Source organism: Acuticoccus sp. (genome assembly GCF_965213555.1).
Lineage (GTDB): Bacteria > Pseudomonadota > Alphaproteobacteria > Rhizobiales > Amorphaceae > Acuticoccus.
In genome coordinates this window covers 2,961,728-2,988,425 of sequence record NZ_OZ243890.1, presented here as the reverse complement: position 1 = coordinate 2,988,425, position 26,698 = coordinate 2,961,728, and the positions used below count along the sequence as shown (strand labels likewise).

At 70.0% G+C, this 26,698-nt stretch carries 24 protein-coding genes; 8 read left to right on the top strand and 16 right to left on the bottom strand.

Annotated elements, in window-relative coordinates:
- Positions 1–53 precede the first annotated feature (53 nt).
- The 8 genes from ACOOE8_RS14140 to ACOOE8_RS14105 all read right to left on the bottom strand — a co-directional run bounded on the left by ACOOE8_RS14140 (position 54) and on the right by ACOOE8_RS14105 (position 8,496).
- The gene (locus ACOOE8_RS14140) at positions 54–1,226 is read right to left on the bottom strand and encodes an acetyl-CoA C-acetyltransferase (protein WP_420392082.1); all 1,173 of its coding nucleotides are present in this window, start codon (positions 1,224–1,226) and stop codon (positions 54–56) included.
- A 21-nt stretch (positions 1,227–1,247) separates the two neighbouring features.
- A complete protein-coding gene (locus ACOOE8_RS14135; protein ID WP_420392081.1) occupies positions 1,248–2,045 on the bottom strand; it encodes an enoyl-CoA hydratase-related protein in 798 nt (265 codons plus the stop codon).
- A 52-nt stretch (positions 2,046–2,097) separates the two neighbouring features.
- Entirely contained in the window at positions 2,098–2,967 is an 870-nt protein-coding gene (locus ACOOE8_RS14130; RefSeq protein ID WP_420392080.1) for a crotonase/enoyl-CoA hydratase family protein, read from the bottom strand.
- Positions 2,964–4,307 carry an acyl-CoA dehydrogenase family protein gene (locus ACOOE8_RS14125; protein ID WP_420392079.1) on the bottom strand — a complete coding sequence of 448 codons (1,344 nt, stop codon included), beginning with the start codon at positions 4,305–4,307 and terminating at the stop codon, positions 2,964–2,966. Before ACOOE8_RS14125 ends, ACOOE8_RS14130 begins: the two co-directional genes overlap by 4 nt.
- A gap of 11 nt (positions 4,308–4,318) precedes the next feature.
- Positions 4,319–4,684, bottom strand: a complete 366-nt coding sequence (locus tag ACOOE8_RS14120) for a DUF6285 domain-containing protein (protein ID WP_420394715.1) — start codon at positions 4,682–4,684, stop codon at positions 4,319–4,321.
- Positions 4,684–5,697, bottom strand: coding sequence for a phosphotransferase family protein (locus ACOOE8_RS14115; protein ID WP_420392078.1), 1,014 nt, complete (start codon positions 5,695–5,697; stop codon positions 4,684–4,686). The genes ACOOE8_RS14120 and ACOOE8_RS14115 overlap by 1 nt, the downstream gene beginning before the upstream one ends.
- A gap of 5 nt (positions 5,698–5,702) precedes the next feature.
- A complete protein-coding gene (locus tag ACOOE8_RS14110) occupies positions 5,703–7,271 on the bottom strand; it encodes a fatty acid--CoA ligase (protein WP_420392077.1) in 1,569 nt (522 codons plus the stop codon).
- An 82-nt stretch (positions 7,272–7,353) separates the two neighbouring features.
- Positions 7,354–8,496: an acyl-CoA dehydrogenase family protein gene (locus ACOOE8_RS14105; protein WP_420392076.1), complete on the bottom strand. Its 1,143-nt coding sequence runs from the start codon at positions 8,494–8,496 to the stop codon at positions 7,354–7,356.
- A 302-nt stretch (positions 8,497–8,798) separates the two neighbouring features.
- Here ACOOE8_RS14105 and ACOOE8_RS14100 point away from each other — a divergent pair, with 302 nt between their 5' ends.
- Positions 8,799–10,409, top strand: coding sequence for a class I adenylate-forming enzyme family protein (locus tag ACOOE8_RS14100; protein ID WP_420392075.1), 1,611 nt, complete (start codon positions 8,799–8,801; stop codon positions 10,407–10,409).
- Between the two features lie 133 nt (positions 10,410–10,542).
- Here the strand turns inward: ACOOE8_RS14100 and ACOOE8_RS14095 are convergent, their stop codons facing one another.
- Positions 10,543–11,742: an Mrp/NBP35 family ATP-binding protein gene (locus tag ACOOE8_RS14095; RefSeq protein ID WP_420392074.1), complete on the bottom strand. Its 1,200-nt coding sequence runs from the start codon at positions 11,740–11,742 to the stop codon at positions 10,543–10,545.
- Between the two features lie 136 nt (positions 11,743–11,878).
- Between ACOOE8_RS14095 and ACOOE8_RS14090 the strand changes: the two genes are divergently transcribed.
- Complete coding sequence (locus tag ACOOE8_RS14090) at positions 11,879–12,673, top strand: NAD kinase (RefSeq protein ID WP_420392073.1); 795 nt, start codon at positions 11,879–11,881, stop codon at positions 12,671–12,673.
- Here the strand turns inward: ACOOE8_RS14090 and ACOOE8_RS14085 are convergent.
- The 3 genes from ACOOE8_RS14085 to ACOOE8_RS14075 all read right to left on the bottom strand — a co-directional run bounded on the left by ACOOE8_RS14085 (position 12,663) and on the right by ACOOE8_RS14075 (position 15,427).
- Positions 12,663–13,382, bottom strand: a complete 720-nt coding sequence (locus ACOOE8_RS14085) for a haloacid dehalogenase type II (RefSeq protein WP_420392072.1) — start codon at positions 13,380–13,382, stop codon at positions 12,663–12,665. The genes ACOOE8_RS14090 and ACOOE8_RS14085 overlap by 11 nt on opposite strands.
- The gene (locus ACOOE8_RS14080; protein WP_420392071.1) at positions 13,379–14,533 is read right to left on the bottom strand and encodes an MFS transporter; all 1,155 of its coding nucleotides are present in this window, start codon (positions 14,531–14,533) and stop codon (positions 13,379–13,381) included. The genes ACOOE8_RS14085 and ACOOE8_RS14080 overlap by 4 nt, the downstream gene beginning before the upstream one ends.
- 489 nt (positions 14,534–15,022) lie before the next feature.
- Positions 15,023–15,427, bottom strand: a complete 405-nt coding sequence (locus ACOOE8_RS14075; protein ID WP_420392070.1) for a hypothetical protein — start codon at positions 15,425–15,427, stop codon at positions 15,023–15,025.
- Between the two features lie 418 nt (positions 15,428–15,845).
- Here ACOOE8_RS14075 and ACOOE8_RS14070 point away from each other — a divergent pair, with 418 nt between their 5' ends.
- Positions 15,846–17,210 (top strand): deoxyribodipyrimidine photo-lyase, encoded by a 1,365-nt coding sequence (locus ACOOE8_RS14070; RefSeq protein ID WP_420392069.1) that lies wholly within the window; start codon positions 15,846–15,848, stop codon positions 17,208–17,210.
- A gap of 183 nt (positions 17,211–17,393) precedes the next feature.
- Here the strand turns inward: ACOOE8_RS14070 and ACOOE8_RS14065 are convergent, their stop codons facing one another.
- A complete protein-coding gene (locus ACOOE8_RS14065; RefSeq protein ID WP_420392068.1) occupies positions 17,394–18,215 on the bottom strand; it encodes a response regulator in 822 nt (273 codons plus the stop codon).
- A gap of 268 nt (positions 18,216–18,483) precedes the next feature.
- Between ACOOE8_RS14065 and ACOOE8_RS14060 the strand changes: the two genes are divergently transcribed.
- The 4 genes from ACOOE8_RS14060 (at position 18,484) to ACOOE8_RS14045 (ending at position 21,107) form a co-directional block, all read left to right on the top strand.
- Positions 18,484–18,687: a NepR family anti-sigma factor gene (locus tag ACOOE8_RS14060; protein ID WP_420394714.1), complete on the top strand. Its 204-nt coding sequence runs from the start codon at positions 18,484–18,486 to the stop codon at positions 18,685–18,687.
- A complete protein-coding gene (locus ACOOE8_RS14055) occupies positions 18,684–19,220 on the top strand; it encodes a sigma-70 family RNA polymerase sigma factor (protein ID WP_420392067.1) in 537 nt (178 codons plus the stop codon). The genes ACOOE8_RS14060 and ACOOE8_RS14055 overlap by 4 nt, the downstream gene beginning before the upstream one ends.
- Positions 19,221–19,945: 725 nt before the next feature.
- Positions 19,946–20,338, top strand: a complete 393-nt coding sequence (locus ACOOE8_RS14050; RefSeq protein WP_420392066.1) for a hypothetical protein — start codon at positions 19,946–19,948, stop codon at positions 20,336–20,338.
- The gene (locus ACOOE8_RS14045; protein ID WP_420394713.1) at positions 20,313–21,107 is read left to right on the top strand and encodes a transposase; all 795 of its coding nucleotides are present in this window, start codon (positions 20,313–20,315) and stop codon (positions 21,105–21,107) included. Before ACOOE8_RS14050 ends, ACOOE8_RS14045 begins: the two co-directional genes overlap by 26 nt.
- 272 nt (positions 21,108–21,379) lie before the next feature.
- On the opposite strand, the gene ACOOE8_RS14040 is transcribed toward ACOOE8_RS14045, so the two are convergent.
- The 3 genes from ACOOE8_RS14040 to ACOOE8_RS14030 form a co-directional block, all read right to left on the bottom strand.
- Entirely contained in the window at positions 21,380–21,868 is a 489-nt protein-coding gene (locus tag ACOOE8_RS14040; protein WP_420392065.1) for a pyridoxamine 5'-phosphate oxidase family protein, read from the bottom strand.
- A 172-nt stretch (positions 21,869–22,040) separates the two neighbouring features.
- Entirely contained in the window at positions 22,041–23,870 is a 1,830-nt protein-coding gene (locus ACOOE8_RS14035; RefSeq protein ID WP_420392064.1) for a sensor histidine kinase, read from the bottom strand.
- A gap of 332 nt (positions 23,871–24,202) precedes the next feature.
- Positions 24,203–25,234, bottom strand: a complete 1,032-nt coding sequence (locus ACOOE8_RS14030; protein ID WP_420392063.1) for a YihY/virulence factor BrkB family protein — start codon at positions 25,232–25,234, stop codon at positions 24,203–24,205.
- A gap of 120 nt (positions 25,235–25,354) precedes the next feature.
- On the opposite strand from ACOOE8_RS14030, the gene ACOOE8_RS14025 reads away from it, so the two are divergent.
- On the top strand, positions 25,355–26,506 hold the full coding sequence (locus ACOOE8_RS14025; protein WP_420392062.1) for an AI-2E family transporter: 1,152 nt from the start codon (positions 25,355–25,357) through the stop codon (positions 26,504–26,506).
- Positions 26,507–26,698 lie beyond the last annotated feature (192 nt).

Sequence of the window (26,698 nt, the reverse complement as noted above, 5' to 3'; positions counted from 1 at the left end):
GTCCCGTTTATTGCTTGATCAAGTCGACCCTACGAAGGTCGCCGTCGGACCGCTCAGGCCGCCTCGACGATCATCACGTTGGCGAGCCCGCCGCCCTCGCACATGGTCTGCAGCCCGTAGCGCTTGCCGCGGGCCCGGAGCGCGTGGACGAGGGTGGCCATCAGCTTGGTGCCGGATGCGCCGAGGGGGTGCCCCAGCGCGATGGCGCCGCCGTTGACGTTGAGCCGCTCGGGGTCGGCGCCGGTGTGCTTCAGCCACGCCAGCGGCACCGAGGCGAACGCCTCGTTCACCTCGAAGAGGTCGATGTCGTCGAGGGACATCCCAGCCCGCTCGAGCGCTTTGTCGGTGGCGAACAGCGGCTCCTCCAGCATGATGACGGGGTCGCCCCCGGTCACCGTGAAGGCATGAATGCGCGCGAGCGGCCTGAGGCCATGGGCCTTCACTGCCGCCTCGCTGGCGACGAGGACGGCCGACGCGCCATCGCAGATCTGCGAGGCGTTGCCGGCGGTGATGCGGCCATCCGGCTCCAGCGTCTTCAGGCCGGCGAGCGCCTCCGCCGAGGCGTCGAAGCGGATGCCCTCGTCCGTGGTGTGCATCGTCGTCCCGCCGCTGCCGTCGGAGACCTCGACGGGCACGACCTCGTCGCGGAAGGCGCCACCCTGGGTCGCGGCGACCGCCTTGCGATGGCTGTGCAGCGCGAACTCGTCGAGCTCCTCGCGCTCGAAGCCATGCTTCTGCGCCATCATCTCGGCGCCCTTGAACTGGGTGAAGGCGATGCCGGGGTAGCGCTCGTCGAGGCGGTGGCTCTTCGGCGATCCCGCCTCGAACTGCGGCGTGAAGCGGCCGGTCGCCCCCATGGGCACGCGCGACATCGACTCGACCCCCGACGCGAGGACGAGGTCCTGCGTGCCGCTCAACACGGCCTGGGCGGCGAACTGGATCGCCTGCTGGGACGAGCCGCACTGGCGGTCGATGGAGACAGCCGGCACGCTCTCCGGCAGCTTCGAGGCGAGGACCGCGTTGCGCCCCACGTGCAGCCCCTGCTCATGGGTCTGCCCGACGCACCCCATGATGACGTCCTCGAGCGCAGCGGGGTCGACCCCGGCGCGCTCGACCGCCGCGTCGATGGTGGCCGCGGCGAGGTCGACGGGATGCCAGCCGGCGAGCTTGCCGCCCCGGCGGCCGCCGGCGGTGCGCACGGCGCTGACGATGTAGGCTTCGGCCATGGCGGGCCTCCTTGTGTTGGTTCAGCCGGCGAAGCGCGCGGGCCGCTTCTCACGAAACGCTGCGACGCCCTCGGCGAAGTCCGGATGGCGTCCGGCCTCGCGCTGCAGCGCGCGCTCGTTGGCCATCGCCTCGGCGAACGTCGACTCAGCCGCCGACCAGGCGGCGCGGCGGATGAGGCCGAGGGCGCGGGACGGCCCGGCGGCGAGCTTCTCCGCGATCTCCATCGCGGTGGCGTCCACCGCCTCGTCGTCGACGACGCGGGTGACGAGGCCCCACCCGTGCGCCTTCTCCGCCGGGATCTTCTCGGCGAGCAGCATCATCTCCATGGCGCGCACCCGGCCGACGGCCTGGGTGAGGAGCCAGGTCGCGCCGCCGTCCGGCACGAGGCCGATGCGCGCGAACGCCTCCAGGAAGTAAGCCGAGCGGCCGGCGACGATGATGTCCCCTGCCATGGCGAGGGAGGCGCCGACGCCCGCCGCCGCGCCGCGCACCGCGGTGACGATGGGGATCGGCAGGCCGCGGATCGTCTCCATCAGCGGGTTGAACGTGCGCTCCAGCGAGGCGCCGGTGTCGTGCTCCGGCGAGCCCATGGTGGACGAGCCGGTGAGGTTGGCGCCGGACGAGAACGCGCGCTCGCCACCGGCGAGGATCACCGCGCGGGCGCTCGTGCCGGCCTCCTCGAGGGCGCTGCGGACCCCATTCGCGATGTCCTCGGTCAGCGCGTTCATCGTCTTCGGGTCGTTGAGCCGGACGACGACGACGTCGCCCTCACGGCTCACGAGAAGCCTCGTGTCGGTCGTCACCTCGGCCAGCGCCATCGTCCCCTCCCCGTTCTCATTATTTGTCCAGCTGGTTCTAGTCCGTCGGCGCTCAGCGCCAAGGCTCGTCCTCCCACCAGGGGAAGTACCCCGGCATGTCGCGGCTGACCCGGTCCGGGAAGGCGGCCGCCCGCTTCTCCAGGAAGCTGCCGACGCCCTCGGCGGCATCGCCCGAGGCGACGCGCGCGGCGATCCCCCGGCTGTCGATGCGGTGCGCCTCCATGGGATCGCGCGCGCCCAGCATGCGCCACATCATCTGCCGCGTCAGCGCGACGGAGACCGGCGCGGCGTGGTCCGCGATCTCGGCGGCGAGGGCGCGGGCGGCGGGCATCAGGTCGTCCGGCGCGTGGAGCGAGCGCACGAGCCCGGCTTCGAGCGCCTCGCGGGCATCGAACACGCGGCCGGTATAGCACCACTCCAGCGCCGTGGAGACGCCGACGACGCGCGGCAGGAACCAGGACGAGCACGCCTCCGGCACGATCCCGCGGCGGGCGAACACGAACCCGAACCGCGCTGCGTCGGAGGCGAGGCGCACGTCCATGGGAAGCTGCATCGTCGCCCCGACGCCGACGGCCGCACCGTTCACCGCGGCGATCACCGGCTTCAGGCAGCGGAAGATGCGCAGCGTCACGAGGCCGCCGCCGTCGCGCAGCCGCTCGTCGCCCCAGTCCGCGTCGCCGCTGGCGCCGGGGTTGCCGAAACCTCCGGCGCCCGCCGAGATGTCCGCCCCGGCGCAGAACGCCCTGCCCTCGCCGGTCACGATAACGGCGCGCACCTCGTCGTCGGCGTCCGCCCGATCGAAGGCAGCGATCAGCGCCTCGCGCATCGCCGCGTTGAACGCGTTCAGCTTCTCGGGCCGCGACAGCGTCACTGTCATGACGCGGTCCGCGACCTCGACCCGGACCGTCTCGGTCGCGCTCATTGGGCCGCCTCGACCATACGAGGCTTGGCAGGGGTCGACGAGCGCGGCGTCGGCGCCGGCACCGCGTTCTTGCGCGGACCCATGTAGCCGAACAGGTACGCCGCCACCTTGCGCATCTGGATCTCCTCCGACCCTTCGGTGATCCTGTAGCGCCTATGGTGGCGGAAGATGTGCTCGAACGGCTTGTGCCGCGAGTAGCCGATGCCGCCGTGCACCTGCATCGCCCGGTCCGCTGCTTCGCAGCACAGCCGGTTCGCCCAGTAGTTGCACATGGACACCTTGTCCGACAGGCGTCGCTCCACCTCGGGGTGGGGCATCTGGTCCATCTCCCACGCCGTCTTGCGGATGAGAAGGCGCAGCATCTCGGCCTGGGTGGCGAGCTCGACCAACGGAAACTGGATCGCCTGGTTGCGCGACAAATCCTGGCCGAACACGGTCCGGTCACGGGCGTAGCGCACGCTCTCCTCGATGCAGTAGACCGCGGCGCCCAGCGAGGACGCGGCCTGGCGGATGCGGTTCTCGTGCACGAACGCCTGGGCGAGGGCGAGCCCGCCGCCCGGCTCGCCGAACACCGCCTCGTCCGCCACCCATACGTCGGTGAAGCTGACGCGCGGGTGGTCGGTGGGCATGTTGAAGGTCCACAGGTACTCCTCGACCCTCACGCCCGGCGTGTCCGACGGGACGAGGAAGGCGGTGATCCCGCGCGCGTCGCCGTCCTTGCCTTCGGTCCTCGCGAACACGACGCAGTGGGATGCGGTGTGCATCCCCGTCGTCCACATCTTCTCGCCGTCGATGCGCCAGCCGGCGCGGCCCTCCCGTGCCTCGGGCACCGCCCGCGTCGCCATGAAGGTGGCGTCGGAGCCGTGCTCGGGCTCGGTGAGGCCGAAGGACAGGTGGAAGCCGCCCTCCAGCGCGCCGCGGATGTAGCGCTCCTTCTGCTCCGGCGAGCCGAAGTCGCGCAGCATCACGATGACGGGGAAGTTGCCGACGATGGAGTGCTCGGTCTGCAGGTCGTTGAACAGCCCGAGCCCCTTGGCGGCGAGGTGCTCGCGGATGACCGCCATCCAAAGGTTGCCGCCGTCCTCTCCGCCGTACTCCCGGGGCAGGGAAAAGCGGTAGAAGCCTGCCTCGTCGGCGAGCCGCACCGCCTCCGCCATCAGCGCCTCCCACTCCGGCCGCGGCAGCCCGTCGCGCTCGAAGTCAGTGCGCGCCCACTCGCGGCGATGGTCGAAGTAACGCTCGTTGTCGTCCCGCGCCTGGAGCGGCCGGATGGTGTCGTCGATGAAGGCGTCGAGGCGCGCGAGGTAGTCCTGCAGCTCACGGGGCAGCGCGAAGTCCATGGGTCGGCCTCCTAGCGTTCGGTGCGCCCAGCAGCGGTTGCAAAGCCTGGCTGGTCAACGGCGAGCTTGTCCAGCGTGGTCGCCTCAAGGTGCGCGAGAAGGCCTGGTGTCGAGGCGTCCATCGCGCCGGCGCGGATGCGCTCTGCGAGCTTCCCGGTGAGGTCGGCGAGCGTCCCGTCGCGGCCGAGGAGCGCGGCGAGGCGCGCGTGCTCCGCCGCACCCGTGTCCGAGCCGATCTCACGCCGCACGATGTCGACGGCGGCCGCCGCGACCCTCGCCTCGAACGCGGCATGGCCGTCGAGCTGTTGCGCCGCGGTCTCCCGTAGGAAGGTCGCCACCGCGGCGAGGATGCTCTCGCAGTCCGGGCGATCCTGCATCACGCGAGCCGTGCGGTGAGGTCGGACAGGAGCGTCCACTCGGCCTCGCTCGCCCGCCGGGCGATGACGTGCCGCTCCACGGACCGGTCGATGCCGGCCGCGATCCAGCGCGCCATCTCCTCGACGATGACGCCCCAGCGCAGCGCCGCCAGCGTCTCCCACCAGCGCGCCGCGGCGGGATCCACCGGCGCACCGCCTGCCGCCTCGTAGGCCGCCCACAGCGCCTCGCGCGCGCACAGCCCGCCCACGACGTGCGAGGCGCCGAAGCGCCAGCTGCGCATGGCGAGCCAGCCGAGGTCCTCGTGAGGATCGCCGGCGTGGACGAGCTCCCAGTCGAGCACCGCGCGGATGCCGTCCGGGCCGAACAGCAGGTTGCCCATGCGGAAGTCGCCGTGGACGAGGCGCGGGGGCCGAGCCGGCGGGACGTGGTCGGCGAGCCAGCGCAGGGCAAGCTCGAACACCGGCCGCGGCTCGCCGAGCTCGGCGTGGCGCGCTGCGAGGGACGCGAGCGTCGTCTGCGGCGTATGCTCCACGAGCCCGAGCCCTTGGCAGCCCGTCCCATGGATCGCCGCGAGGATGCGGCCGGCATCGCGCGCGAAGCGGTCGCGGGCGGGCGCGAACCTTGGGTCCCGCAGGACGCGGCGCGGCAGCGCCTCGCCCTCGACGCGCGTGACGACGATGCCGGTCCCGACGCCATCCTGCGGCGACAGCCGAGCGCGCACGCGCGGCACCGGCACGCCGGCCTCGCCAGCCCGCGCTATGGCCGCCGCCTCGACGTCGAGCCCGACGCCGATGGCGCCCGGCCGCGGCTCCTCCGGCGCGCGGCGCAGCACGAGCCGTTCCCCCGTGCCCGTCAGGCGAAAGGCCCACGTCTCGTGGCTCGCCCCGCCGGTCATCAGCTCCAGCGCCTCGATGCCGGTGGCGCCGGGCGCAAGGCGCGGCGCCATGCGGCCGAGCGCGTCCGCCAGCGCGCCGCGGGCGTCGTGCCGAGGGGGAGCAGACGCCAGCGCCACGGCGCTCAGTTGACCTGCCGCTCGCGGTCGGCCCAGTAGCGCTTGCGCAGCTCGCGCTTCAGCACCTTGCCGGTGGCGTTGCGCGGCAGCGCGTCGACGACGTCGACCGTCTTGGGGCACTTGAACGCGGCGAGCCGCTCCCGCGTCCAGGCGATGAGGCTCGGCTCGTCCACCTGCCGCCCGTCGCGCGGCGAGACCACCGCCTTGACCGCCTCGCCCCAGCGATCGTCCGGCACGCCGATCACGGCCACCTCGTTGACGTCGGGGTGGCCAAAGATCGCGTTCTCCACCTCCGCCGGGTAGACGTTCTCACCACCCGAGATGATCATGTCCTTGATGCGGTCGTGGATGGTGAGGTAGCCGTCCTCGTCGAGGTAGCCGGCGTCGCCCGAGCGCAGCCAGCCGTCAGGGCTCAGCACGTCAGCCGTCGCCTCCGGGTTGTTGAGGTAGCCGAGCATGACGGTCCCGCCGCGGATCGCCACCTCGCCGATCTCGCCCGGTGGAAGCACATTGCCGTCCGGACCCACGACACGGATTTCGGACCCCGGCACCGCTCGGCCGGCAGAGCGCATCCGCGGCGAGCCCTCGCGCACGTGGTCCTCGGGCAGGAGCATCGCGATGGTGCCGGTGGTCTCGGTCAGCCCGTAGGCTTGCAGGAAGCCGCAGCCGATGACGTCCATCGCCTCGCGCAGGAGCTGGAGCGGCATCGGCGCCGCGCCGTAGCAGATCATGTCGATGCGCGAGAAGTCCGCCTCCCGGGCGCGGGGATGGCGCACGATGAACTGGAGCGCCGCAGGGACGATGAACAGCTTCGAGACGCGGTCGCGCTCGATGAAGTCCACCACCTTGGAGGGGTCGAACTCGCGCGCGATCACCGAGGGGCAGGCGTTCTCGAAGGCGATGAGCCACCAGCCGATGCCTCCGATGTGGGCGAGCGGCATCGCCATCAGGCTGACGTCGTCGTCCCGCCAGTGGTCGTAGGGCAAGTCGCGGGGCGTCTCGCGACGCTGGCCGAGGAGGTTCTCGTGGGACAGCATCGCGCCCTTCGGCACGCCGGTCGTGCCCGACGTGAAGAGCACGAGCGCCGGGCCGTCCGGTCCCGACCGCTCCTCCATCGCGCTCGCATCGTGCGCGTCGCGCCACGCCTCGTAGTCCGGCCAGGACGGGTGTCCGCCCTCCATCGCGAGGACCGTGAGGCCTGCCGGCAGCCCGTCCCCGATGGCCTCGACCGCACCGACGAACTCGGGACCGACGAACAGGAGCTGGGGGTCGAACCCTCCGAGGATGGCGGCGATTTCAGGCGGCGCGAGGCGCCAGTTGATCGGGGCGAAGATCCCGCCGGCCCGCGTCGTGCCGACGAACACCTCCGTGACGAGGTCGCAGTTCTTGCCAAGGTAGGCGACGCGACTCGCCCCGACCGCGGCAAGGGCGTTCGCCACCCGGTCGCAACGCGCGTCGAACTCGGCGAACGTCGTGACCTGCCCTTCAAAGACATTGCAGGCGCGGTCCGGAGCGCGCCGCGCGTTGGAGCGCGACACGGCCCCCACCGTCGTCAGCGCGTCGATGTCGATCATCGGTCCTCCCACCCGGGCGTCTGTGCTTGTGCTCCGGCCGCTTGGCCGTGCTGCGCGCCCTTCGTCCGTCGTCGGCAGCCGCTCAAAGCCCCCGCGCGACCACCTCCTTCATGATCTCCGAGGTGCCACCGTAGATCCGCTCGACCCGCGCGTCGCGCCAGATCCGCGCGATGGGGTACTCGTTCATGTATCCGGCCCCACCGTGGAGCTGCAGCGCCGCATCGCAGACGGCCCACAGCGTCTCGGTGTGCCACAGCTTGGCGGCCGACGCCTCCTGCGCGGTGAGGCGGCCCGCGACGTGCCGATCGAGCGCCCAGTCCACGTGCGCCCAACCCACTTGGAGCCGCGTCTTGAGGTCGGCCAACGTGAAGCGCGTGTTCTGCATGTCGAACACGGTCTTGCCGAAGGCCTGACGCCCCTTGGTGAACGCGACCGCCTCGTCGAACGCGCGCTGCGCCCGGGACTGGGCGGACACCGCGATGGACAAGCGCTCCTGCGGCAGCTGGTTCATGAGCTGGGCGAAGCCGCGGCCCTCCTCGCCGAGGCAGTTGGTGATCGGGACCCGCACGGCCTCGAAGAAGAGCTCCGAGGTGTCGGCCGAGTGCTGGCCGATCTTGTCGAGGTTGCGCCCGCGCGCGAAGCCCTCGCGATCCGCCTCCACCAGGATGAGGCTGATGCCCTTGGCTCCGGCGTCCGGGTCCGTCTTGGCGACGACGACCACGAGGTCCGCGCTCTGCCCGTTCGTGATGTACGTCTTGGAGCCGGAGACCTCGTAGTGGTTGCCGTCGCGCCTGGCGACGGTCTTGATCGCCTGGAGGTCGGAGCCCGTGCCCGGCTCGGTCATTGCGATGGCGGTCACCACCTCGCCCGACACCATGCCCGGAAGCCAGCGCTCCTTCTGCTCCGGCGAGCCGTAGGCGATGAGGTAGTCGGCGACGATGTCGGACTGCAGTGTGATGCCGGCGCTGGACCCGAAGTAGCCGAGCTCCTCGGCGACGACGGCGTTGTAGCGGAAGTCGAGGCCAGGGCCGCCGTACTCCTCGGGAACGCCCGGGCACAGGAGGCCCGCCTCGCCCGTGGCGCGCCAGAAGTCGCGGCCGACGATGCCGTCGCGCTCCCAGCGCTCGAGGTTCGGCGTCAGGTGCCGCTCGAACACCTTGCGCACGGTCGCGCGAAACTGCTCATGCTCGGACCCGTAGGCGCTGCGCTCCGCGGTCTCGAGCATGGTCGCCCCTGCAGTATGATCCCTCCAAGTACGCGCTCGTCCCGCCTCGGTAAAGTCGTCGTCCGGACCGCGAGGGCAGATGACGGGGGCTGCCACGATCGGGTGGAGCGCGGTCGATTGACAGGCATGCGGCGCGTGTCCGACAGTCGAGCCCAGGCGACGCGAGATCGCTGACGAACGTGCGGACCTTAGGGCCGCGGACCTTCCAAGGAGGAAGGCGTGTCACCGCGAGCCGCTCGGTGTCGTCCGTCGCGTGTCCCGGACCTTCGGATCGGCGCCCGTCCGCAACGGCGAGCGATGCGGTGAGCGGGGATCGTCCTGCCGCGTGGGACGAGGCGCTGCGCTTCGAACGGCACCACGATCGCCTCGTTCGCTGCCGCCCCGAGCGCCCGGCGAACGTCCACGCGCTGCTGTCGCGCGCGGTCGCCGCGAACCCCGACGGCGAGGCCGTCGTACACGGCGAGGCCCGGCTCAGCTACGCCGACCTCGACGCGCTCGTGGCGCGCCTCGCTGGAGGGCTCGCCGCGCACGGGGCTGGGCGTGGCACGCGCGTCGCGCTCCTCCTCGGCAACGGCGTGCCGTTCGTCGCCCTCACCTACGCCATCGCCCGCCTCGGCGCGATCGGCGTCCCCATCAACGTGCGCGAGCAGACGACCGGGGTCCGGCACGCGCTGGTCGATTCCGGCGCGGCGCTCCTCGTCACCGAGGAGGACTTCGTCGGCGTCGCCCCGCCACTGGCCGAGGCGCCCGAGCTCAAGCACCGGTTCGCCGTGGGAGCGGCGGCCGGCTTCGCGCCCTACGGCGAGCTGGAGGCTCGGCCCGGCCTCGATGAGGCTGTCCCCGTGCACGAGGACGAGCCCGCGACGATCCTCTACACCTCGGGCACGACGGGCCGTCCTAAGGGCGCGATCCTCACCGGGCTCGGCCTCGTCCACTCGGCGACGACCTTCAGGACGGCGTACGCGCTGACCCCGACCGACGCCACGATCATCGTGGTGCCCATGAGCCACGTGACCGGCCTCGTGGCCGGCATCCACACGATGGTGAGCGGAGCCGGCAAGGTCGTCGTCGATCGCCAATTCGACGCGGCGCGCTTCCTCGCGATGGCGCAGGACGAGCGCATGACCTTCGGCGTCCTGGTGCCGGCGATGTACACCCTGTTCTTGCAACGCGCGAAGCTGTCGGACTACGACCTGTGCGCCTGGCGCATCGGCGGCTACGGCGGCGCGCCAATGCCCGAACCGACCATCCGCCGGCTCGCCGAGGCGCTCCCGGACCTTCAACTGATGAACGCCTACGGTGCCACCGAGACGACCTCGCCGGTGACCATCATGCCGGCGCGCGAGACGGCGCGGCGCCGGCTCAGCGTCGGGCTCCCCGTCCCGGGGGCGGACGTGCGCGTCATGGACGAGGACGGCCGCGAGGTCGGCCCCGGCGAGGCGGGCGAGCTGTGGCATGCCGGTCCGATGGTGGTGCCGGGTTACTGGGGGACCCCCGAGGCGACGGTGCGCGAGTTCGTCGGCGGGTACTGGCGGTCGGGCGACATCGGCTCGAAGGACGTCGACGGGTTCGTCTACGTCCACGATCGCAAGAAGGACATGATCAACCGCGGCGGCTACAAGGTGTACACCGCCGAGGTCGAGGGCGTGCTCCAGGGCGTGCCCGGCGTGCGCGAGGCGGCGGTGCTCGCCAAGCCCTGCGACGTGCTGGGAGAGCGCGTCCACGCCGTCGTCAGCGCCGACCCCGGCGCCGTCACCGATTGCGCCCTCGCGAACGCCTGCGCGGCGGTCCTTGCCGACTACCAGCGCCCCGAGAGCTTTACCGTCCGCTCCGACCCGCTGCCGCGCAACGCCAACGGCAAGGTGCTGAAGCGCCACCTCCGCGAGGCGCTCGGCTTCGCCGCGCCCGCGTGATGCGCCCATCCACGCATTGAGGTCCGAGCGAGGCAGACTCCATGCGCAAGGTGCCCCTCGACGCGCACCGTCGCGCGGTCCTACGCAGGCGAGTTCGCCAGCATCGGCCAGGGCCCCTGGAGGCCCGGCCGACCTACTCGAACACGATCTCGGGAAACGGCTTCGCCTCGGCCCCGGCGAGCACCGAGGCAAGGTTCGCCGCGATCGCCGCGTAGGCCGCGCCGTCGGGGGTCGACGGATCGCTTGCCACCGGCACGCCCGCGTCAGACGCCTCGCGAATTGTCCGGGTCAGCGGAATGCGCCCGAGGAAGGCCACGGACTGTGCCGCCGCCTCGCGCTCGCCGCCGCCGTGGCCGAACACCTCCGTAGCCTCGCCGCAGTGGGGGCAGACGAACGTCGACATGTTCTCGATGACGCCGAGGATGGGAACGTTCACCGTAGCGAACATCGCCGTCGCCTTGCGCACGTCGATGAGCGACAGGTCCTGAGGGGTCGTCACCACCACCGCGCCGTCGAGCGCGATCTGTTGCGCCAGCGACAGTTGGATGTCGCCGGTCCCCGGCGGCATGTCGATGACGAGGAGGTCAAGCTCGCCCCACTCGGTGTCGCGCACCAGCTGCATCAGCGCCCCGGTCACCATCGGTCCGCGCCAGACCACAGCCTTGCCCGGGTCGACGAGGAAGCCGATGGACATGGCGTGGACGCCGTGCGCGAGGAGGGGCGTCAGCGCGCCCGTGGGCCGGAACTCCTGGCCGCCGAACAGCGTCGGCACCGATGGGCCGAAAATGTCCGCATCGAGGAGCCCGACGCGCCAGCCCGTCGCAGCGAGCGCCACGGCAAGGTTCGCCGCAACGGTCGACTTGCCGACGCCGCCCTTGCCCGACCCCACCGCGACGATGCGCTCGACACTTGTCAGCGCGTCGGCCGGGCGGCGCGCTGGTGCGGCGGGCGCGTTCGATCCGGGGGCTCGAGCCACGGGTTGAGGTCGCGGAGCAGCCTCGCGGTCGCCGCGGCCGACGAGGCGACGCGCCCGTTGCACGAGGCCCTCCCGCGAGGGCTGAGGGTCGGAGGCCCCTTGCGCACCCGAGCTGACGTCGGGATCGTCGGCGACGATGGCGACGAGGACCTCGTCGACGCCCTCAAGCCGCCGCACGGCCTCCTCCGCGGCCCGGCGGACCGCCTCCGCGGCGGGGGGATCGGGGAACGCCAGCGCGACGCCGACGCGCCCCTCGTCGATCACCAGGGACCGCACCCGACCGGAGGTGGCGACACTGCCGCCCTCGGGCGTCGCCAGGCCCGCCAACGCCGCCATGACCTGTTCGCGCGTGACCATCGCTACCTCTCCTCGGCTTGCCCGACAAAGCTAGGGAGCCGGGCGGCGAGCGAAGGGCCGCCTCCGGCTCGAGGTTGACCCGTCCGGGCAAGCCGTGATGATGGGGAGCCGCCGCGCCACCCGACCCGAGCCCGACATGCCCTCCTCCGACGCCGGCCGAACCGCGGCCCATGACCGGCTCGCCTTCATCGCGGCGGAGACCGACGAGGCTCGCAGCGCCGCCCAATCCCTCGCCGAACACTACGGCGCCACCGATCCCGACGAGGCGGACGTCATCGTGGCCCTTGGTGGCGACGGGCTGATGCTGTCCTGCCTGCACAGGTTCATGTCGTCCGGCAAGCCGACCTTCGGGATGAACCGGGGCTCGGTCGGCTTCCTGATGAACGAGTACGCCGTCGAGGGGCTGCACGAGCGCATCGCCGCAGCGCACATCACCACCATACGACCCCTCGCCATGCGCGCCACCACCTCCCATGGCGAGGTCTTCGAGGCGAAGGCGATCAACGAGGTGTCGATCCTGCGCCAATCCCACCAGGCGGCCAAGCTTTCCATCCTGGTGGACGGGCGCCCGCGGCTGCGCGAGCTCATCTGCGACGGCATCCTCATCGCGACGCCGGCTGGGTCCACCGCCTACAACCTCTCCGCCCACGGGCCGATCCTACCGATCAACGCGCAGCTCCTCGCGCTGACGCCGATCTCGGCCTTCCGACCGCGTCGCTGGCGCGGCGCGCTGCTGCCGCTCCACGTCCACGTCAGCATCGAGGCGCTGGAGCGGCGCAAGCGCCCCATCGCGGCAGCCGCGGACGCGGTGGAGATCCGCAACGTCGCCAAGGTCGAGGTGCGCGAGGACCCGGATGCCGCCTGTATCATCATGTTCGACCCGGACCACTCGTGGGACGAGCGCATCCTCGCCGAGCAGTTCATGTACTAGGCGCGAGCGCGTCGGCGAGCGCTGCCATCGAGGTGAAGCGGTGGTCGACGCGCGGGCGCTCGCCCGGGTCCATGGTGGCGCCGAAGCCCTCCTGCCCGTGCCTGCGGTGGATCCAGCACGTGGCGAGCCCCAGCCGGGTCGCCGGCACGTGGTCGTGGAAGAGGCTTTCGGCCACGTGGAGGACGTCGCCGGGCGCCACCCCCCGCTCGGCGAGGCGCGCGAGCATGTAGGCGAAGTTGGCGGCCGAGGGCTTGTAGCTGCCGACATCCTCGGCGGTGTAGACCGCGTCGAACGCGACGCCGAGCACCCTTGCGCTCCCCGCGAAGCTCGCGTTGTCGACGTTGGACAGGATGACGAGGCGGTGGCGCGCCTTCAGCCGGCGCAACGCCGCCGCGCTGTCGGGGAACGCGGGCCACCTCGCCACCGACCGGCCGTAGGCTTCCGCCTCCTCATGGGAGGCTTCGAGGCGCCACCCCTCGGCGAGCCTGCGGTACACGGTGGCGAGGATGTCCCGGTAGGGTCGGGCCGGCGTCAGCGCCTGGTGCGCCGACTCCAACCGCGCGTGCGCCTCCAGCACCTCATCGCGCGAGGGAGGTTCGCTCAGCCGGTCGGTCAGCGGGTGCAACGCCTCGACGATGCCGCTCTCCCAGTCGATCAACGTGCCGTAGCAGTCGAACGACAGGACCGTGTGCGCGCCGAGCTGGCTCATCGCGCGGGCCCAAGCGGCGCCCGCGTCACCGGCAGCGACAGGAGCGCGGCAAGGATTGCGACCGCCGCGCCGACGACGCCGACGAAGGCGAGGCCCGCCCCGCTCGTCACGAGCCCGCCGAGCGCCGCCCCGGCGCCCTGCCCGAGGAACACCATGGAGCCGTTGAGTGCAAAGGCGAGCGTCGCCGCGGGACCGGCCCCATCGGCAAGCCGCATCTGGATGATCGGGTTCATCGAGAACAGCGCCGTCGAGCCGAACAGCGACGCAGCGACGACGAGCATGGCGCCAGTCCATGGGGAGCCGGAGAACAGCATCCCTGCCGAGAAGATCGCCTGCGCGAGGATGGTCCCCGCGAGGAGCATCGCGAGGACCGGTCCGCGACGCTGGGCAAGCCTTGCCCCGAGCACGAGCCCGACGATGCCGCCGAGGCCGACGCAAACCTGGACCGCGCCCACAGCGCTCCCTCCGAAGCCTGTCAGGCGCATGACCACCGGACCGATGTAGGCGACCGTGGTGAACGTGGCGCAGAAGCTGAGGAACGTGAGCGCCAGGTAGCCGATGAGCGGCCAGCGTAACACCATGGCGAGCGGCGCGCGCGCTGCCGGGACAGGCTCGGCTCGCGGCACGACGAGCGCGATCGCAACGGCCGCCGTCGCCGAGACCACCGAGGCGAGCCAGAACGAGGCATGCCAATCGAGGGTGTCGCCGACGACGCTGCCGGACGGGACACCCACCAGGAAGGCGAGCGTGACGCCGGCGAACACCGTCGCGATGGCGCGCGGCCGATCGTGCGGCGCCACCGACGCCACGGCGATGGCGGTCGCCAGCGGCAGGGACAGGGACCCGACGAAGCCGGCGGCGACGCGCAGCCCGACGAGGCCGCGGAAGTCGTAGGTCACCGCGCACAGCGCGTGGGCGGCGGCGAGCACGACGAGCACGGCGACGAGCAGCGGCTTCTTCGGCAGCGCGCGGGTGGAGGCCGCCAGCACCGGGCCGCCGACGGCGGTGGCGACTGCAAACGCGGTCTGCAGCTGGCCGGCCGTGGCGACCGTGATGCCCAGGCTGTCGGCCATCGGCTCGAGTACGCCGACGAAGGCGAGGGAGCCGGTGGTGAAGGCGAACGGCGCCAGCATGAGGACGGGAACGAACACGACGCCTGCCGATGGAGCGGGTGGGACGCGCCGCGGTCGCGACGTGTCAACCTAGGCCTGGCCCCCCACCGCTGGCAACACGGAAGGTGCCACAGCACACGCCGGCGGAAGGGCAACGACGCCCTCAGCGTCGGCGGCGGGGTCGCTCCGGTCCTACTTACTCGCTTTGACCCTGCACGCCATGACGCCGTCAGCCGGTTTTCGCCCTGCGACGTCCACCGGTCCGAGGGCGGCGAGGCCGAACCCTTCGATGCGTGGGGTCCGGTGGCCTCGCAGCACGGGGGGAAACCTGCCCCGCAGCACGGGGGGGAAGACCTGCCCCGAGCCGCCGCTGCCGAGCGCGGTGCGACTCGCACGAAGCCTTCGATCGGACCAGGCTGCGACCGAGCCACACCATCACGGGATGGATCGCCGGCGACGGGTGACGCGGAGGGGGTGTGTCGCGCCTAACCCCTAGCGTACTGCAGGCGGGTCCGGTTGGGCCAGAACCTAGAGGTCCTCGCGGTAGAACAGATCGGGGCTATCCCCTGACAACAAAGCCTGCTTGAGCTCCACAGGCGCCTCGACGACTTCGGCTGCGGTCACGACGCGCAGCTCGGCCATCTCATTCGGCCCGTCGCGAACGGTGATGGAGGGAATTACGACGTCCTTGGCGATGATCGTCGTGTTGGCCTCGGGATCGTGCGTGAACACCTCCTCGCCGTTGGGGTCGAGCAGCACGATGCGCTGCGTCGCTCCGCCGCCAACCACCTCCACATGAGTGACCACCGAGGAGGAGGCGATGCGCTCCACGTCCTGCTTCGCCATACGACCGCCGGATGGATCGGCGAGGTGAGCGTCACCAGACATGATGTCGCTCGCCAGCTCGACGCTGCGCGTCAGGTCGCCGACCATGCCAGTGACGCCGTTGTAGAACCGGGCGTCCTGCGCCGCGTAGGCGGCGGCAGCGACGGACCCCGTGAACACCAACGCAACCACTGCGGATCGGCCGAACATCGACACTTGAGCTCTCCTTCCAGCGAACCGGGGTCCGCGCAATGCTGACCTGCGGCCATTTACTCAGTCGCCAGAGCCGCGCCTCCGCTCCAAGCTGGAGGTGTTGCAGCGATGCCGCAAGTCAGAGACTAGCACCCCACCTTCACATCCATTGGAGCGGACTTGCTTCCCAATCGGACCAACAAACGCTACCCACCCTGGTTGGGTTCCGGCGATGAGCCTTGTGTTCCCCTTCTATTCCAACCGCGCGCTTCACGCAAGCATGTGGCGAGCCTTCATGCCCAGCGTCAGCGTCGCACAAGCGTGACGTGCCGGCGTGTCTGACGCGCTGCAGCGGCGGACTTCGTTGCTGAACGACGGCAGGCCGCGCAACGATGGCCGCTACGTGCTCTACTGGATGGAGCACGCCCAGCGCGCGGACGATAACCCGGCGCTCGAGCGCGCGGTGATCTGGGCCAACAGCCTGAAGCTCCCCCTCCTCGTCCTGTTCGTCGTCGACCCTGCCTACCCGGAGGGCAACGCGCGGCACTTCACCTTCATGCTGGAAGGCCTCCAGGAGACGCTCGCTGCCCTGAGAACCCGGGGGGCGCACCCATCGCTGCGTCGGGGCAGCCCTGCGGAGGTCGCCGCACAGGTCGGCCGGGACGCTGCGGTCGTCGTCACGGATCGAGGCTACCTCCGCCACCTCGTGGAGTGGCGTGGCCACGTCGCCCACGAGTGCGGCTGCCTCATGGAGATGGTGGAGGGGGAGGCGATCGTCCCGGTGGAGGCGGCGTCGCAGAAGCAGGAGTCTGCCGCGCGCACCCTGCGACCCAGGATCCACAAGGCCAAGGCGCCTTACCTCGACCTTCCCCCCACGGTTGCATTGAAGACGAAGGCGAAGGGGCTCGCCTCCAAGGAGGACCTTGCCCTCGACGACGTCGCGAGCTTCGTGGAAGAGCTCGGCTGTGACGCGAGCGTTGCGCCGGTGGATCACACCAAGGGCGGCCCTTCGCGCGCCGCCGAGCGCTTGAGGACCTTCATCACCGAGGAGCTCGACGCCTACGGCGATGGGCGCTCCGACATCGTCCACCGTCACGTCTCGGTGCTCAGCCCCTACCTGCACCTCGGCCAGATCTCACCGCTCACGGTCTACCATCGGGTTGCCGAGGCGCAGGCGGCGGACGCTAGCAAGGACGCCTACATCGAGGAGATGCTCGTCCGCCGCGAGCTCGCCATCAACTTCGTCCATTACAACAAGCGCTACGACGCCTACGAAAGCCTCCCCGCTTGGGCACGGGAAACCCTGGAGGAGCACAAGGGCGACGAGCGGGCTCGAACCTACACACGGCGTGAGCTCGAGGCCGGCAGGACGGACGATCTCTACTGGAATGCTGCGATGCGGGAGATGCGGCTGACCGGTTACCTGCACAACTACATGCGCATGTACTGGGGCAAGCGGATCATCGCCTACAGCAAGTCGCCGAAGGCCGCCTACACGACGACGCTCGAGCTCAACAACAAGTACTTCCTCGATGGTCGAGACGCGAACTCCTACGCCAACGTGTCGTGGCTGTTCGGGTTGCACGACCGCGGCTGGCCCGAGCGCGACGTCTACGGCAAGGTTCGCACGATGACCGCGAGTGGACTGAAGCGGAAGTTCGACGTCGATGCCTACGTGCGGTGGGCGGAGGGGTTGTAGCGCCACGAGCTATTCGGGCCCGGCGCGATCCGCCTCCGCGGCCCGCGTCAGGCAGGCCAGCCAAATGGCCAGCGGCTCGCCTCCCTCGGGCCCTCCAGCGGACGTGCCCTCGCCTTGGGGCCCGGAGCCGTGCCTCCGTTGCCCCTCGACCGCCGACGGCGCCGCGACCGGACGAACCCGCCGTCAGGCGATGGGGTGCTCCGCCGCCCCTCTACCGGCGTCGTCGTCCGCCTCCTCCGATGCGCCGGAGAAGAACAGCGCTTGGCTGATCACCGCCTTCACCGTCTCGGTTTCGAACGGCTTGGTGATGAGGAACGCTGGCTCCGGCCGCTCCCCGGTGAGGAGGCGCTCCGGGTACGCGGTGATGAAGATCACCGGGACGGTGATCGAGGAGAGGATCTCGTTCACCGCCTCCAGCCCGGACGAGCCGTCGGCGAGCTGGATGTCGGCGAGGACGAGGCCGGGGCGGCGCTCCCTCACCGCAGCCACGGCCTCGGTGTGCGTGCGCGCGATGCCGGCGACCTCGTGCCCCAGGCCTTCGACGAGCGCCTCGAGGTCCATGGCGATCATCGGCTCGTCCTCGATGATGAGGACGTTCGTTGCCACCTGCTCGGCGATCGACTGGCCGGCCTCGTCGATGAGGCTTCGCACGCCGGCCATGTCGGTCCCCAAGATGGCGGCAGCCTCCTGCGGCGAGAACCCCTCGACCGTCGTCAGCAGAAACGCTTGACGGGCCTGCGGGACCATCGCATCGAGCCGCTTCTCGAACGCGGCAGTGCGGGGCGCCACGTCGTGGTTGATGTCCACCGAGTCCCAGACCTGGATGAGGATGCGGTAGAGCGCGACGCGCGGCGGCATCTTCTCGTCGAACATCGACGGGTCGGCGACCAGCGCCTCCAGCACCGCCTCCACGTAGGCGTCGCCGCTCGGCTGGCTGCCCGTCAGCGAACGGGCGAAGCGCCGCAGGTAGGGGATGTGGGGCGCGATGGTTCGTGCGAGCGACATGGTCCGTCCTTGGAACGATGCTGCGGTTCGGCGAAGCCCCCATCGTCTAAACGACGAGGCTGGACTGTGGCCACCGGCTGGCGACAGCTTGACCCGGTACCGTCGTGGAGGATGGGAACGATCGACTATGCCGCACCGTTCCAGGTCGGGGCGTACGAACGATCCATCGTGGGCGCAGCGGTGGTGCTGCCACTCCGCGGCGGCGTCGGCTCCGCCGGTGCCGCGGGTGATGGGAGACAAGAGCGGCACCATGGGCAATGCTTGAGTGATGGCGAACCAGGACGAACCCAACGGTTCCCGAGATGACGCGATGCAGTCGTTGATTGGAAAGCAGTTGCGCAACCTATACGACACCGTTCTGGTGGAGCCGATCCCTGACAAGCTCGTGGAGCTGCTGCTCAAGCTCGACGACGCGACGAGCGACCGGGACGAACGGGACGATGAACCCTCCGAGGGCACCGAACGTCGATGAGCGTGCGCGACGAGCTCATTCGTCAGATCCCAAACCTGCGCGCCTTCGCCGTCAGCCTCTGCGGCAACGCGGAGCGTGCGGACGACCTTGTGCAGGAGGCGCTGATGAAGGCGTGGGCGTCCATCGACATGTTCGAGGCCGGCACCAACATGCGCGCGTGGCTCTTCACCATCCTGCGCAACGTGTACTACTCGGACTTCCGCAAGAAGCGCCGAGAGGTCGAGGACGCCGACGGCAAGCTCGCGGCGAACCTTGCGACGCACCCCGAGCAGCTCGGCCACCTCGACATGGTCGACTTCCGCGAGGCGCTGACCAAGCTCGCTCCCGACCAGCGTGAGGCGCTGATCCTCGTCGGTGCCTCCGGCTTCTCCTACGACGAGGCGGCGGAAATTTGTGGCTGCGCCGTCGGGACGGTGAAGAGCCGGGTCAACCGGGCTCGCACCCGCCTCGCCGACCTCCTCGCCCTGCAGTCGGGCAGCGAGTACGGACCCGACCACTACAGCCGTTCGGTGGTCGACGCACGTAAGGGTTGATCGCGTCGCCGACGACGGTCGCAAGCGCCTTGCCATGGGCGCCACCTCTCCCGCGGGCGGGGGCACCTGCGGCCTACCGAATATCAGGCAATGAGCTTTTGTGTCGGCGTGCTTGCGTCCGTCGACGTCGGGGTGGCAGCGCCCTGATGGCACCATGCTTCGGCGTAGGCTTGGCGATGGCCGTCGATCCTAGGCCGCGGGTGCGGGCGACCGAGCGTTCCGCCGACGCAGATCGGTGGGAACCGCGAGCCGCCGTCACCGCACGGCGCGCGGATCGCTCGATGCGGACGGGAGCCTCACAGCTCGCCGTGCCTTGCAGCTGCATTGGAGCGCGACGGCCCCCCTGCCGACCACGTGACGCCCGTCGGCGCGACGGCGGCCCTCCGTGGACGGCTCGGCACTCGGTTTGGCAAGCGGTGCGCGATCGCCAGAAGCGTGTAGCATCGGCGCCGACCGGTGCCCCAGGATCGCGGTGCATAGCGGGCAACTGCGGTCAGGCAAGCCCGCTCGGCTCTACGCTGTTGAGGCGCGTCAATGGGTCCCGTCGAGGACCGGGCCGACGACTTGGTTGGGCGTTCAGCCAGGTGCCACGGTGAGTCCGACGCTAGCGCAGTTCCCCCATGACCGGGCAGGTCGGGCACCAACGGATCACCGTTGTCAGGGGCTGATCCGCAATGCATCGGACGAGAGGGCGAGCCTACAGCCAGGATCCGCGCGACCGCGTGTTGGCGGCAGTCGATGCCGGCGACGCGGTCCGGGTGGTGGCGCCGCGCTTCGGCGTCAGCATCTCGGACGTCTACAAGGCGCCGATCCAGCGTCGGCGGAGCGGCGAGCTTGCCGTGCGCACCGTCCGAGGCCGGCCGCCGCGCAAGCTCGCGGCCCACGAGCGGACGGTCGAGGCGTTCATGAGCGCCAGGCCGGACGCAACGCTCGCCGACCTTCGCCGGCACCTCCTCGAGGTGCACGGGATCGGCGTCTCGCTCGGCGCGGCGTGGCGGACGGTGCGCCGGCTCGGCCTCACGCTCAAGAAAAGTCCTACAAGCGGCCGAGCAGGACCGTTCCGACGTCGCCCGCCAGCGCCGGCGCCGGCGGCTGTGGCAGCGCCTTCTCGATCCTGACGCGTTCGTCTTCATCGACGAGCCGGCGCCAGCACAAAGATGGCCCGGCTCTACGGCTGGCGCCGAAGGGCGAGCGCGTGGTCGACGCCGTGCCGCACGGCCACCGGCGCGCCACCACCTTCGTCTGCGGCCTCACGATGGGCGGCCTCGTCGCGCCGCTCGTCCCGTCGGGGCTGATGCCGGGCCCGCCTTCCTCGCCTACACCGAGCAGTTCCTGGCGCCTTCGCTGCACCACGGCAGTGTCGTTGTCCCGGACAACCTCGCGGCGCAAAAGGTCGCCGGGGTCCGCAAGGCGGTCGCTGCTGCCGGTGGGAAGGTGATGTCCCCGCCGCCGTACTCGCCCGACCTCAACCCGATCGAGCAGGCCTCCGCCAAGCTCAAGACCGTGCTGCGCCGCCGCCGCGCCCGCACCCCCGCGACGACCCTTGGAACGTCATCGGCGAGCTGCTCGACCGGTTCAGTCCCGGCGAGCGCCGACACAGTGTCGAGCACGCCTTCTATCTCCGGTCACAAAGAAAAGGCCGCTAGCGGTCGACGGATCGACCTTGCGCCTTGGTGGCTGATGGGCCGCTGCCACGTCCGTGGAGGGGACGGCATCGAGCTGGGTCGGTCGATCGACACTGTCACGCGACTCGCGGCTGGCAGCAGCCTCGTTGCGACGGGACGTCCGGGCGCGGCCTCCCACCCACCATCAAGCCCGGGGGTGATTTATCCCAAGCCTCTGCAAGGCCTACGGACCACGACGGTGTGCCGCTGGGTCCCGCTTTAAGCGCTTCTCCGCCTCCGCCAAGCCGTGCGCCACAGAGGCGGTGGGACCACCATCCCCCAACGACGTCGCGACACTCACGACGCTGAAGCGCAGCGGATCGCCGGGGCCGGATCGAGCGACTTCGCGTCAGCCCCTTGCACGCGCCTCGGGCAACCGTCGTCGGTCGGCATCGGACGTCGAGACGAAACCCCGCAGCGTGCTGCAGCCGGTGGGTCGAATGCCCCGTCACTAGACCACAAGGGGCGACCGCAACCGGCGGCAGCAGCGGCCGATCATTCCATGTTGACCTTGCGGTTCTCACCGATGTCGGCCGGCTCATCGTCCGTGACCGACGCGGTCAACATCTTGAGCGCGACGATGAAGTCCGAGTTGGGGTTGTCCCAGTACTCGGCCATCTCGGGACGGACGGCGATGAGGATCGCGTTGGGATCCTCAGGCCCGCCCTCGAACCAGGCGTCCACCGACGTCGTCCACAGCTCCTTGAGCTTCGCCCTGTCCTCCGAAACCGTTCCCTCGCCCGACACCGACACGTACGTGTTCTTCTCACTGTCGACGTAGGTCAGGCAGACGCGCGGGTCCGCTAGGACCTCGTCGTCCTTGTGGTCCTTCCGGTTTGCGATGAACCAGATCGTGTCGGCACCGCGATCGGGGGTCCCCACCATCGGACGCGCTCGCATCGCGCCGCCGTCGTGTGTGACCATCATGCAGGTCTCGATGCGGCTGATCTCCTTCCACACCATCTCGTGTTCGTCGGTGCTCATGCCTCGCCTCCGATGCCGTTCCTTCGTTCGACCGGTGCGAGCCTCACCCTCACCGCCGTCGTTGACCTATGCAAAAGCCGGGCGGCAGACGTGTCGTTCCGCGACGCGACCAAAATGAGCCGCACCCCGCTGTCCGCCCGTCGTGCATGCGCCGCCGCCAGCAACTCGCCGCTCAGCTCGCCTGGGCGAGGCGGATGCGGTCCGGGCTCGCGAACGGCACGATGCCCTCGAGCGGCAAGGTGACCGACGCGGTGAGGCCGGAGGCGCCGAAGGCGAGGCTCACCTTCGCGCCCAGCGCCCGTGACAGGTTCCGCTCGATCACCGTCATCCCGAAGCCGCGCCGGGTCGGCTCGTTCACCGTCGGCCCGCCGCGTTCCGTCCACGTCAGAACGAGCTGATCCTCGCCCGATGGCGACGTTGTGACGGCCCACGTGACCTCCAGCGTCCCGCTTGCGTTGGCGAACGCGCCGTACTGCACCGCGTTGGCCGCCAGCTCGTGGATCGCGAGCCCGAGGTTCTGCGAGGCCTCCGGCGACAGCACCACTTGGGGCCCCGCGACGGTCACCCGGGACGAGTGCGGCGGCATGAACTGACCGACGAGGACGCGGACGAGGTCGCCCATGTCGACACCGGCCCACTCGTCGGCGACGATGAGGTCCTGCGCCGCCGACAGGGCCCTCAGGCGCGCGATCAGCGCCGGCACGAACGTCTCCACGGTCGTCGCCTGGTTGCTCGTCTGGCGCGCGATCGCGATCACCACCGTCAGGAGGTTCTTGGTTCGGTGCGTCAGCTCTCGCATGACGAGGCGCATCTGTTCCTCGTTGCGCTTCCTGTGCGTGATGTCGACGGACGCGCAGGTGATGCCGGCCACCGAGCCGTCGGGCCGCAGGTTCGGCTCCACGTGGAGGTCGTACCAACGTCGATCGGCTCCGTCGCCGACGCCGACCTCACCGGAGGCTGGACGCCGCGTCGCGATGACCTGCGTCTTCAACGACACGATGGGCTCGCGGTCCGACTCGGGGATGACGTCGAGGTCGGTGCGTCCGATGATCGAGCCCACCTGCGTCTCGTCGGTGTTCGCCCACGTGTAGCGCAGGGAGGTGTCCTGGCTGAACACCATGATCCGTTCCGACCTCAGCGCGAGGTTGAAGCGCTGGAGCGTCTCCGCGAGCCGGCGCGACAGGTCCGTGCGCATGGCATCGAGCCGCTTGGACCTTGAGATGTCGATCGCCGTGCAGACGAGGCCGGTCAGCCGCTTGCCGTCCGAGATCGGAACCACGTCCATGCGGAACCAGGCGCGCTCGTCCTTGCCGGGCACCTGGACCTCGAAGGTCTGCGTCATGCCGGTCTGCAGCGCGCGCGTCTTGTGCCCAATGACGAGGGGCCGGACCTCGGGCGGCAGCGCCTCCTCGTCGGTGAGGCCGATCATGCCCTCGCCGATCAGCGACGGCCGCGGGTTGACCACCCACTGGTATCGCAGGTCCGGATCCTGGAAGAGCACCGTGATCTGCGAGTTGCGCGTCGCGAGCTCGAAGTAGCGGTGCATCTCCTTCACGTCGCGGAGCTTCTGGTGCTCGCGCTGGAGGATGCCGAGCAGGCGCTTGTTGCGTGCCTCCGCTGCGAAGGTCTGCTTGCGCTCCCTGCTGCCGCTCGCGCTCGTCGCCCGCACGCGGGGCGCGAGCCGCCGTCTGCCGACGACGAGCGCAAGGACGACCGCGCCGGCGGCTGCGGCCGCCACAACCACAGCAAGTGGGAGCGCAAGGCTGCCCCCTAGGACGCCCGGCATCGGCGCACCAAGCGTCAGCGCTGCGCCGGGAGCCTGCGTTGCGGCCGGCACGAACCAGCCGTGCGCCGCGCCAGCACCGACCGCCAACGCTGCCAGGAACGCCATGGACCGAGCAGCCCACCCTGCGCCGACGATCGCGAAGATGATCAGCGCAGTGGCGACGCCCACTTGCCCTAGGGCGACCGTCAGCAGGGCGGTCTCTTCAGACCCAGTCATCCGATAGCTTCCATTTCGTCGATCGGGGATTGAAGCGCCCGAAGGGCTTCAGAGCCGACCCTGACGATCGCCGTATCAGCGTCGGCTCACCCTGGGGATGGAGTTGCAGCACCGCCGACGACGAGGCACCGCCTCGGCGATCCGACTCCCATAGGTTGATCGGGTCATTGCTGAGTTCGCCGACCGTTCCCATCCGTACCCCATGCCCATCCCTTAGATCTGGTTGGCGTCAACGCCATGGGAACGGGTGACGCCTTGTTTTGTTGCAAGTCATACCGGGTTCGTGAGCGCCCGCTGCGACCTTTACGCGCGAGCGGACAGCTTCCGGCCAGCTAGACGCTCGACGCGCGTCCCACCGTGTCGGCGACGTAGGCACCCCGCGTGCCCATCGGTTCGTCCGGACCGACGGTGGTGTCGGTCATCGTCTGGTGCTCGGTCTCTGCGGCGAGCTCCGCACCGAGGAGCAGGATGTAGACCGAGATGTAGAACCAGAACATCAAGGCGATGATGGTGCCGAGCGAGCCGTACATCGCGGCATAGTTGGCGATGTTCGACAGGTACCACGACAACAGCGTCGAGGCGGCGAGCCAGCCCACCGCCACCGTCAGCGCGCCGACCGCGATCCAGCGCCACTTGGCAGGTTTGCGGCTCGGCCCGATGCGATAGACCGTGGCCGAACCGAGCCCGACGAGGATGAACAGCGCCGGTGCGGTGACCCGCCGGCCGCCGTAGTCGAGGCCGTTCTCAACCCCGCCGAAGATCAAGGGGACGACGACGATGGCGCCGACCATCACGATGCCGATGACGAGCGCGCTGATGGTGACCGCGAACGCCTTGAGGTAAAGCCCGATGATGCCACGCTTCTCGATCTCCCCGTAGGCGACGTTCATCGCCCCGAACAGCGCGATCACCGCATTATTCATGGACCAGAACGAGATGCCGAGGCTGAGCAGGAAGGTCAGCGTAAGCCCATCCTCCTGCGCCTTGGTCAGGCGTCCGATCTCCCCTGAAATCCAGGCGATGGCCTGGTCCGGCAGGTAGCCGTTGAGGAAGGCGACGTGCGCCTCGAGCGTCACCGTGTCGGTCATGATGCCGTAGAACGTGACGACCGCGATCATCGCCGGAATGAGGGCGAGGAACACGTAGAAGGTGACGCCCGCGGTGATGAGTCCGAGGTTGTCGATGCCGACGCGGTCCACTACCCGCATCAGGATGTCCCACCAGCCTCGCCAACCGACCTCCACCGGGCTGCGAGCGGCCCGCCCGCGCAACCTTTCGTGGTAGGGTAGCTTATCCGGCGACAGCGTGTCGTGCCCGCGGCGAGGCTTCTGGTTGAGTGGGGTCAGTCGGGACGTAGCGTCCAAGAGAGGCTCCCTCGCACGACTACGGAGGCCGAGACGCACACACATACGACGAACGCGGCCGCCTGTCGCTGCGTTGTCGAGGGATGTGCTCGGTTTGAAGGCAGTGTGAGAGGGTTTGGAATGGCTGAAGGGAAGGACGCGCTCGCAGAAGCTGAACCCTCCAACAAGATCCCCGTGGCGGTGGGCACCGGGGTCAAGGTGCCCCTCATCACCCTTGCAACGCTCGCCGTCCTCGCAGCCATGGACTACGCGCAGAGCCTCGTGCTGCCGGTGGTGCTGGCGTTCATCATCTCGCTGACGCTGACGCCGATCAATCTATGGTTACAACGACGCCTGTGGGCCGGCTTCTCGGCCTTCCTGCTTGTCGCTGGCGTGACGCTCGCCATCGGCATCGCGGTCGTCACCCTGTCGCAGCCGTTCACCGCCTTCATCGATGATGCGCCCGCCATCGGCCGCAAGCTGCAGGACAGGTTGTCCGAGTTCCGTGGGCCGGTGGAGTCGATCACGAAGGCGAGCCAGGAGGTCGAGCAGATCACGAACGCGGCCGCCGACCCTGAGGTCACCGAGGTCGTGGTGCGCCAGCCGGGGCTGCTCAACAAGGCGGCGACGAACCTTGGCAGCGTCGCCTCCACCCTCGCGGTGGCGATCGCGCTCACGTACTTCCTGCTCGTCACCAACCGGCTCATCTACGAGAAGATCGTCCACGCCGCGCCGCGCATGTCCGACAAGAAGCGCGCCCTCACCGTGGTCAACAACATCGTGACCGTCGTCTCGAAGTACCTCCTGACGATCACGATCATCAACGCTGGGTTCGGTTGTGCGATCGGCATCACGATGCTGCTGCTCGGCATGCCGAGCCCAGCGTTGTGGGGGATCGCGGCGTTCCTGCTCAACTTCCTGCCGTTCGTCGGATCGCTGGTCGGCACCGTGTCCGCGACCATCGTCGCCCTCCTGACCTACGATACGGTGCAATGGGCGGTGCTGCCGGGGCTCGCCTACTTCGCCCTGACCACGGTCGAAGGGCACTTCGTCACGCCGACCATCCTGGGGCACCGCCTGGAGCTGAACCCGGTGGCGATCCTCCTGTCCATCGCGTTGTGGGGCTTCCTCTGGGGGGTCGCCGGCATCATCCTTGCGGTGCCGATCCTCATCATCGTCAAGGTGATGAGCGACAACATCTCCGACATGCAAGGGTTCGGCCAGTTCCTGTCCGGTGCGACGGTGCAGGAGGAGAAGGTCGAAGCCGAGGCCGAGGTCGAGCAGGCCGCCTGAGCCAGGTTCGCATCGTATGGGTCGGGCAAAGGACCCGTCATTCGGTCGTATGCCGGCGCTGATCGCAGCGAGGGCCGGATCGGACCCGCGTCGTTCCGGCCGACGGACGGTCAGCCGTCGATCCCTGCTAGACGAGCGCGCGGTCGTCACAGGGCGTCCGCGGGCCTGGCGCGAAGGCCCGCTCGAGCTCGA

What these genes read in the sequence shown, in the direction of transcription:
- ACOOE8_RS14135 (WP_420392081.1), bottom strand. Translation starts at nt 2,045, where the DNA reads ATGGCGCTGGCCGAGGTGACGACCGACACGAGGCTTCTCGTGAGCCGT.
- ACOOE8_RS14120 (WP_420394715.1), bottom strand. Translation starts at nt 4,684, where the DNA reads ATGCAGGATCGCCCGGACTGCGAGAGCATCCTCGCCGCGGTGGCGACC.
- ACOOE8_RS14065 (WP_420392068.1), bottom strand. Translation starts at nt 18,215, where the DNA reads ATGTCGCTCGCACGAACCATCGCGCCCCACATCCCCTACCTGCGGCGC.
- ACOOE8_RS14085 (WP_420392072.1), bottom strand. Translation starts at nt 13,382, where the DNA reads ATGAGCCAGCTCGGCGCGCACACGGTCCTGTCGTTCGACTGCTACGGC.
- ACOOE8_RS14025 (WP_420392062.1), top strand. Translation starts at nt 25,355, where the DNA reads ATGGCTGAAGGGAAGGACGCGCTCGCAGAAGCTGAACCCTCCAACAAG.
- ACOOE8_RS14140 (WP_420392082.1), bottom strand. Translation starts at nt 1,226, where the DNA reads ATGGCCGAAGCCTACATCGTCAGCGCCGTGCGCACCGCCGGCGGCCGC.
- ACOOE8_RS14060 (WP_420394714.1), top strand. Translation starts at nt 18,484, where the DNA reads ATGGCGAACCAGGACGAACCCAACGGTTCCCGAGATGACGCGATGCAG.
- ACOOE8_RS14035 (WP_420392064.1), bottom strand. Translation starts at nt 23,870, where the DNA reads ATGACTGGGTCTGAAGAGACCGCCCTGCTGACGGTCGCCCTAGGGCAA.
- ACOOE8_RS14090 (WP_420392073.1), top strand. Translation starts at nt 11,879, where the DNA reads ATGCCCTCCTCCGACGCCGGCCGAACCGCGGCCCATGACCGGCTCGCC.
- ACOOE8_RS14105 (WP_420392076.1), bottom strand. Translation starts at nt 8,496, where the DNA reads ATGCTCGAGACCGCGGAGCGCAGCGCCTACGGGTCCGAGCATGAGCAG.
- ACOOE8_RS14130 (WP_420392080.1), bottom strand. Translation starts at nt 2,967, where the DNA reads ATGAGCGCGACCGAGACGGTCCGGGTCGAGGTCGCGGACCGCGTCATG.
- ACOOE8_RS14125 (WP_420392079.1), bottom strand. Translation starts at nt 4,307, where the DNA reads ATGGACTTCGCGCTGCCCCGTGAGCTGCAGGACTACCTCGCGCGCCTC.
- ACOOE8_RS14075 (WP_420392070.1), bottom strand. Translation starts at nt 15,427, where the DNA reads ATGGTCGGCGACCTGACGCGCAGCGTCGAGCTGGCGAGCGACATCATG.
- ACOOE8_RS14095 (WP_420392074.1), bottom strand. Translation starts at nt 11,742, where the DNA reads ATGGTCACGCGCGAACAGGTCATGGCGGCGTTGGCGGGCCTGGCGACG.
- ACOOE8_RS14040 (WP_420392065.1), bottom strand. Translation starts at nt 21,868, where the DNA reads ATGAGCACCGACGAACACGAGATGGTGTGGAAGGAGATCAGCCGCATC.
- ACOOE8_RS14110 (WP_420392077.1), bottom strand. Translation starts at nt 7,271, where the DNA reads ATGATCGACATCGACGCGCTGACGACGGTGGGGGCCGTGTCGCGCTCC.
- ACOOE8_RS14055 (WP_420392067.1), top strand. Translation starts at nt 18,684, where the DNA reads ATGAGCGTGCGCGACGAGCTCATTCGTCAGATCCCAAACCTGCGCGCC.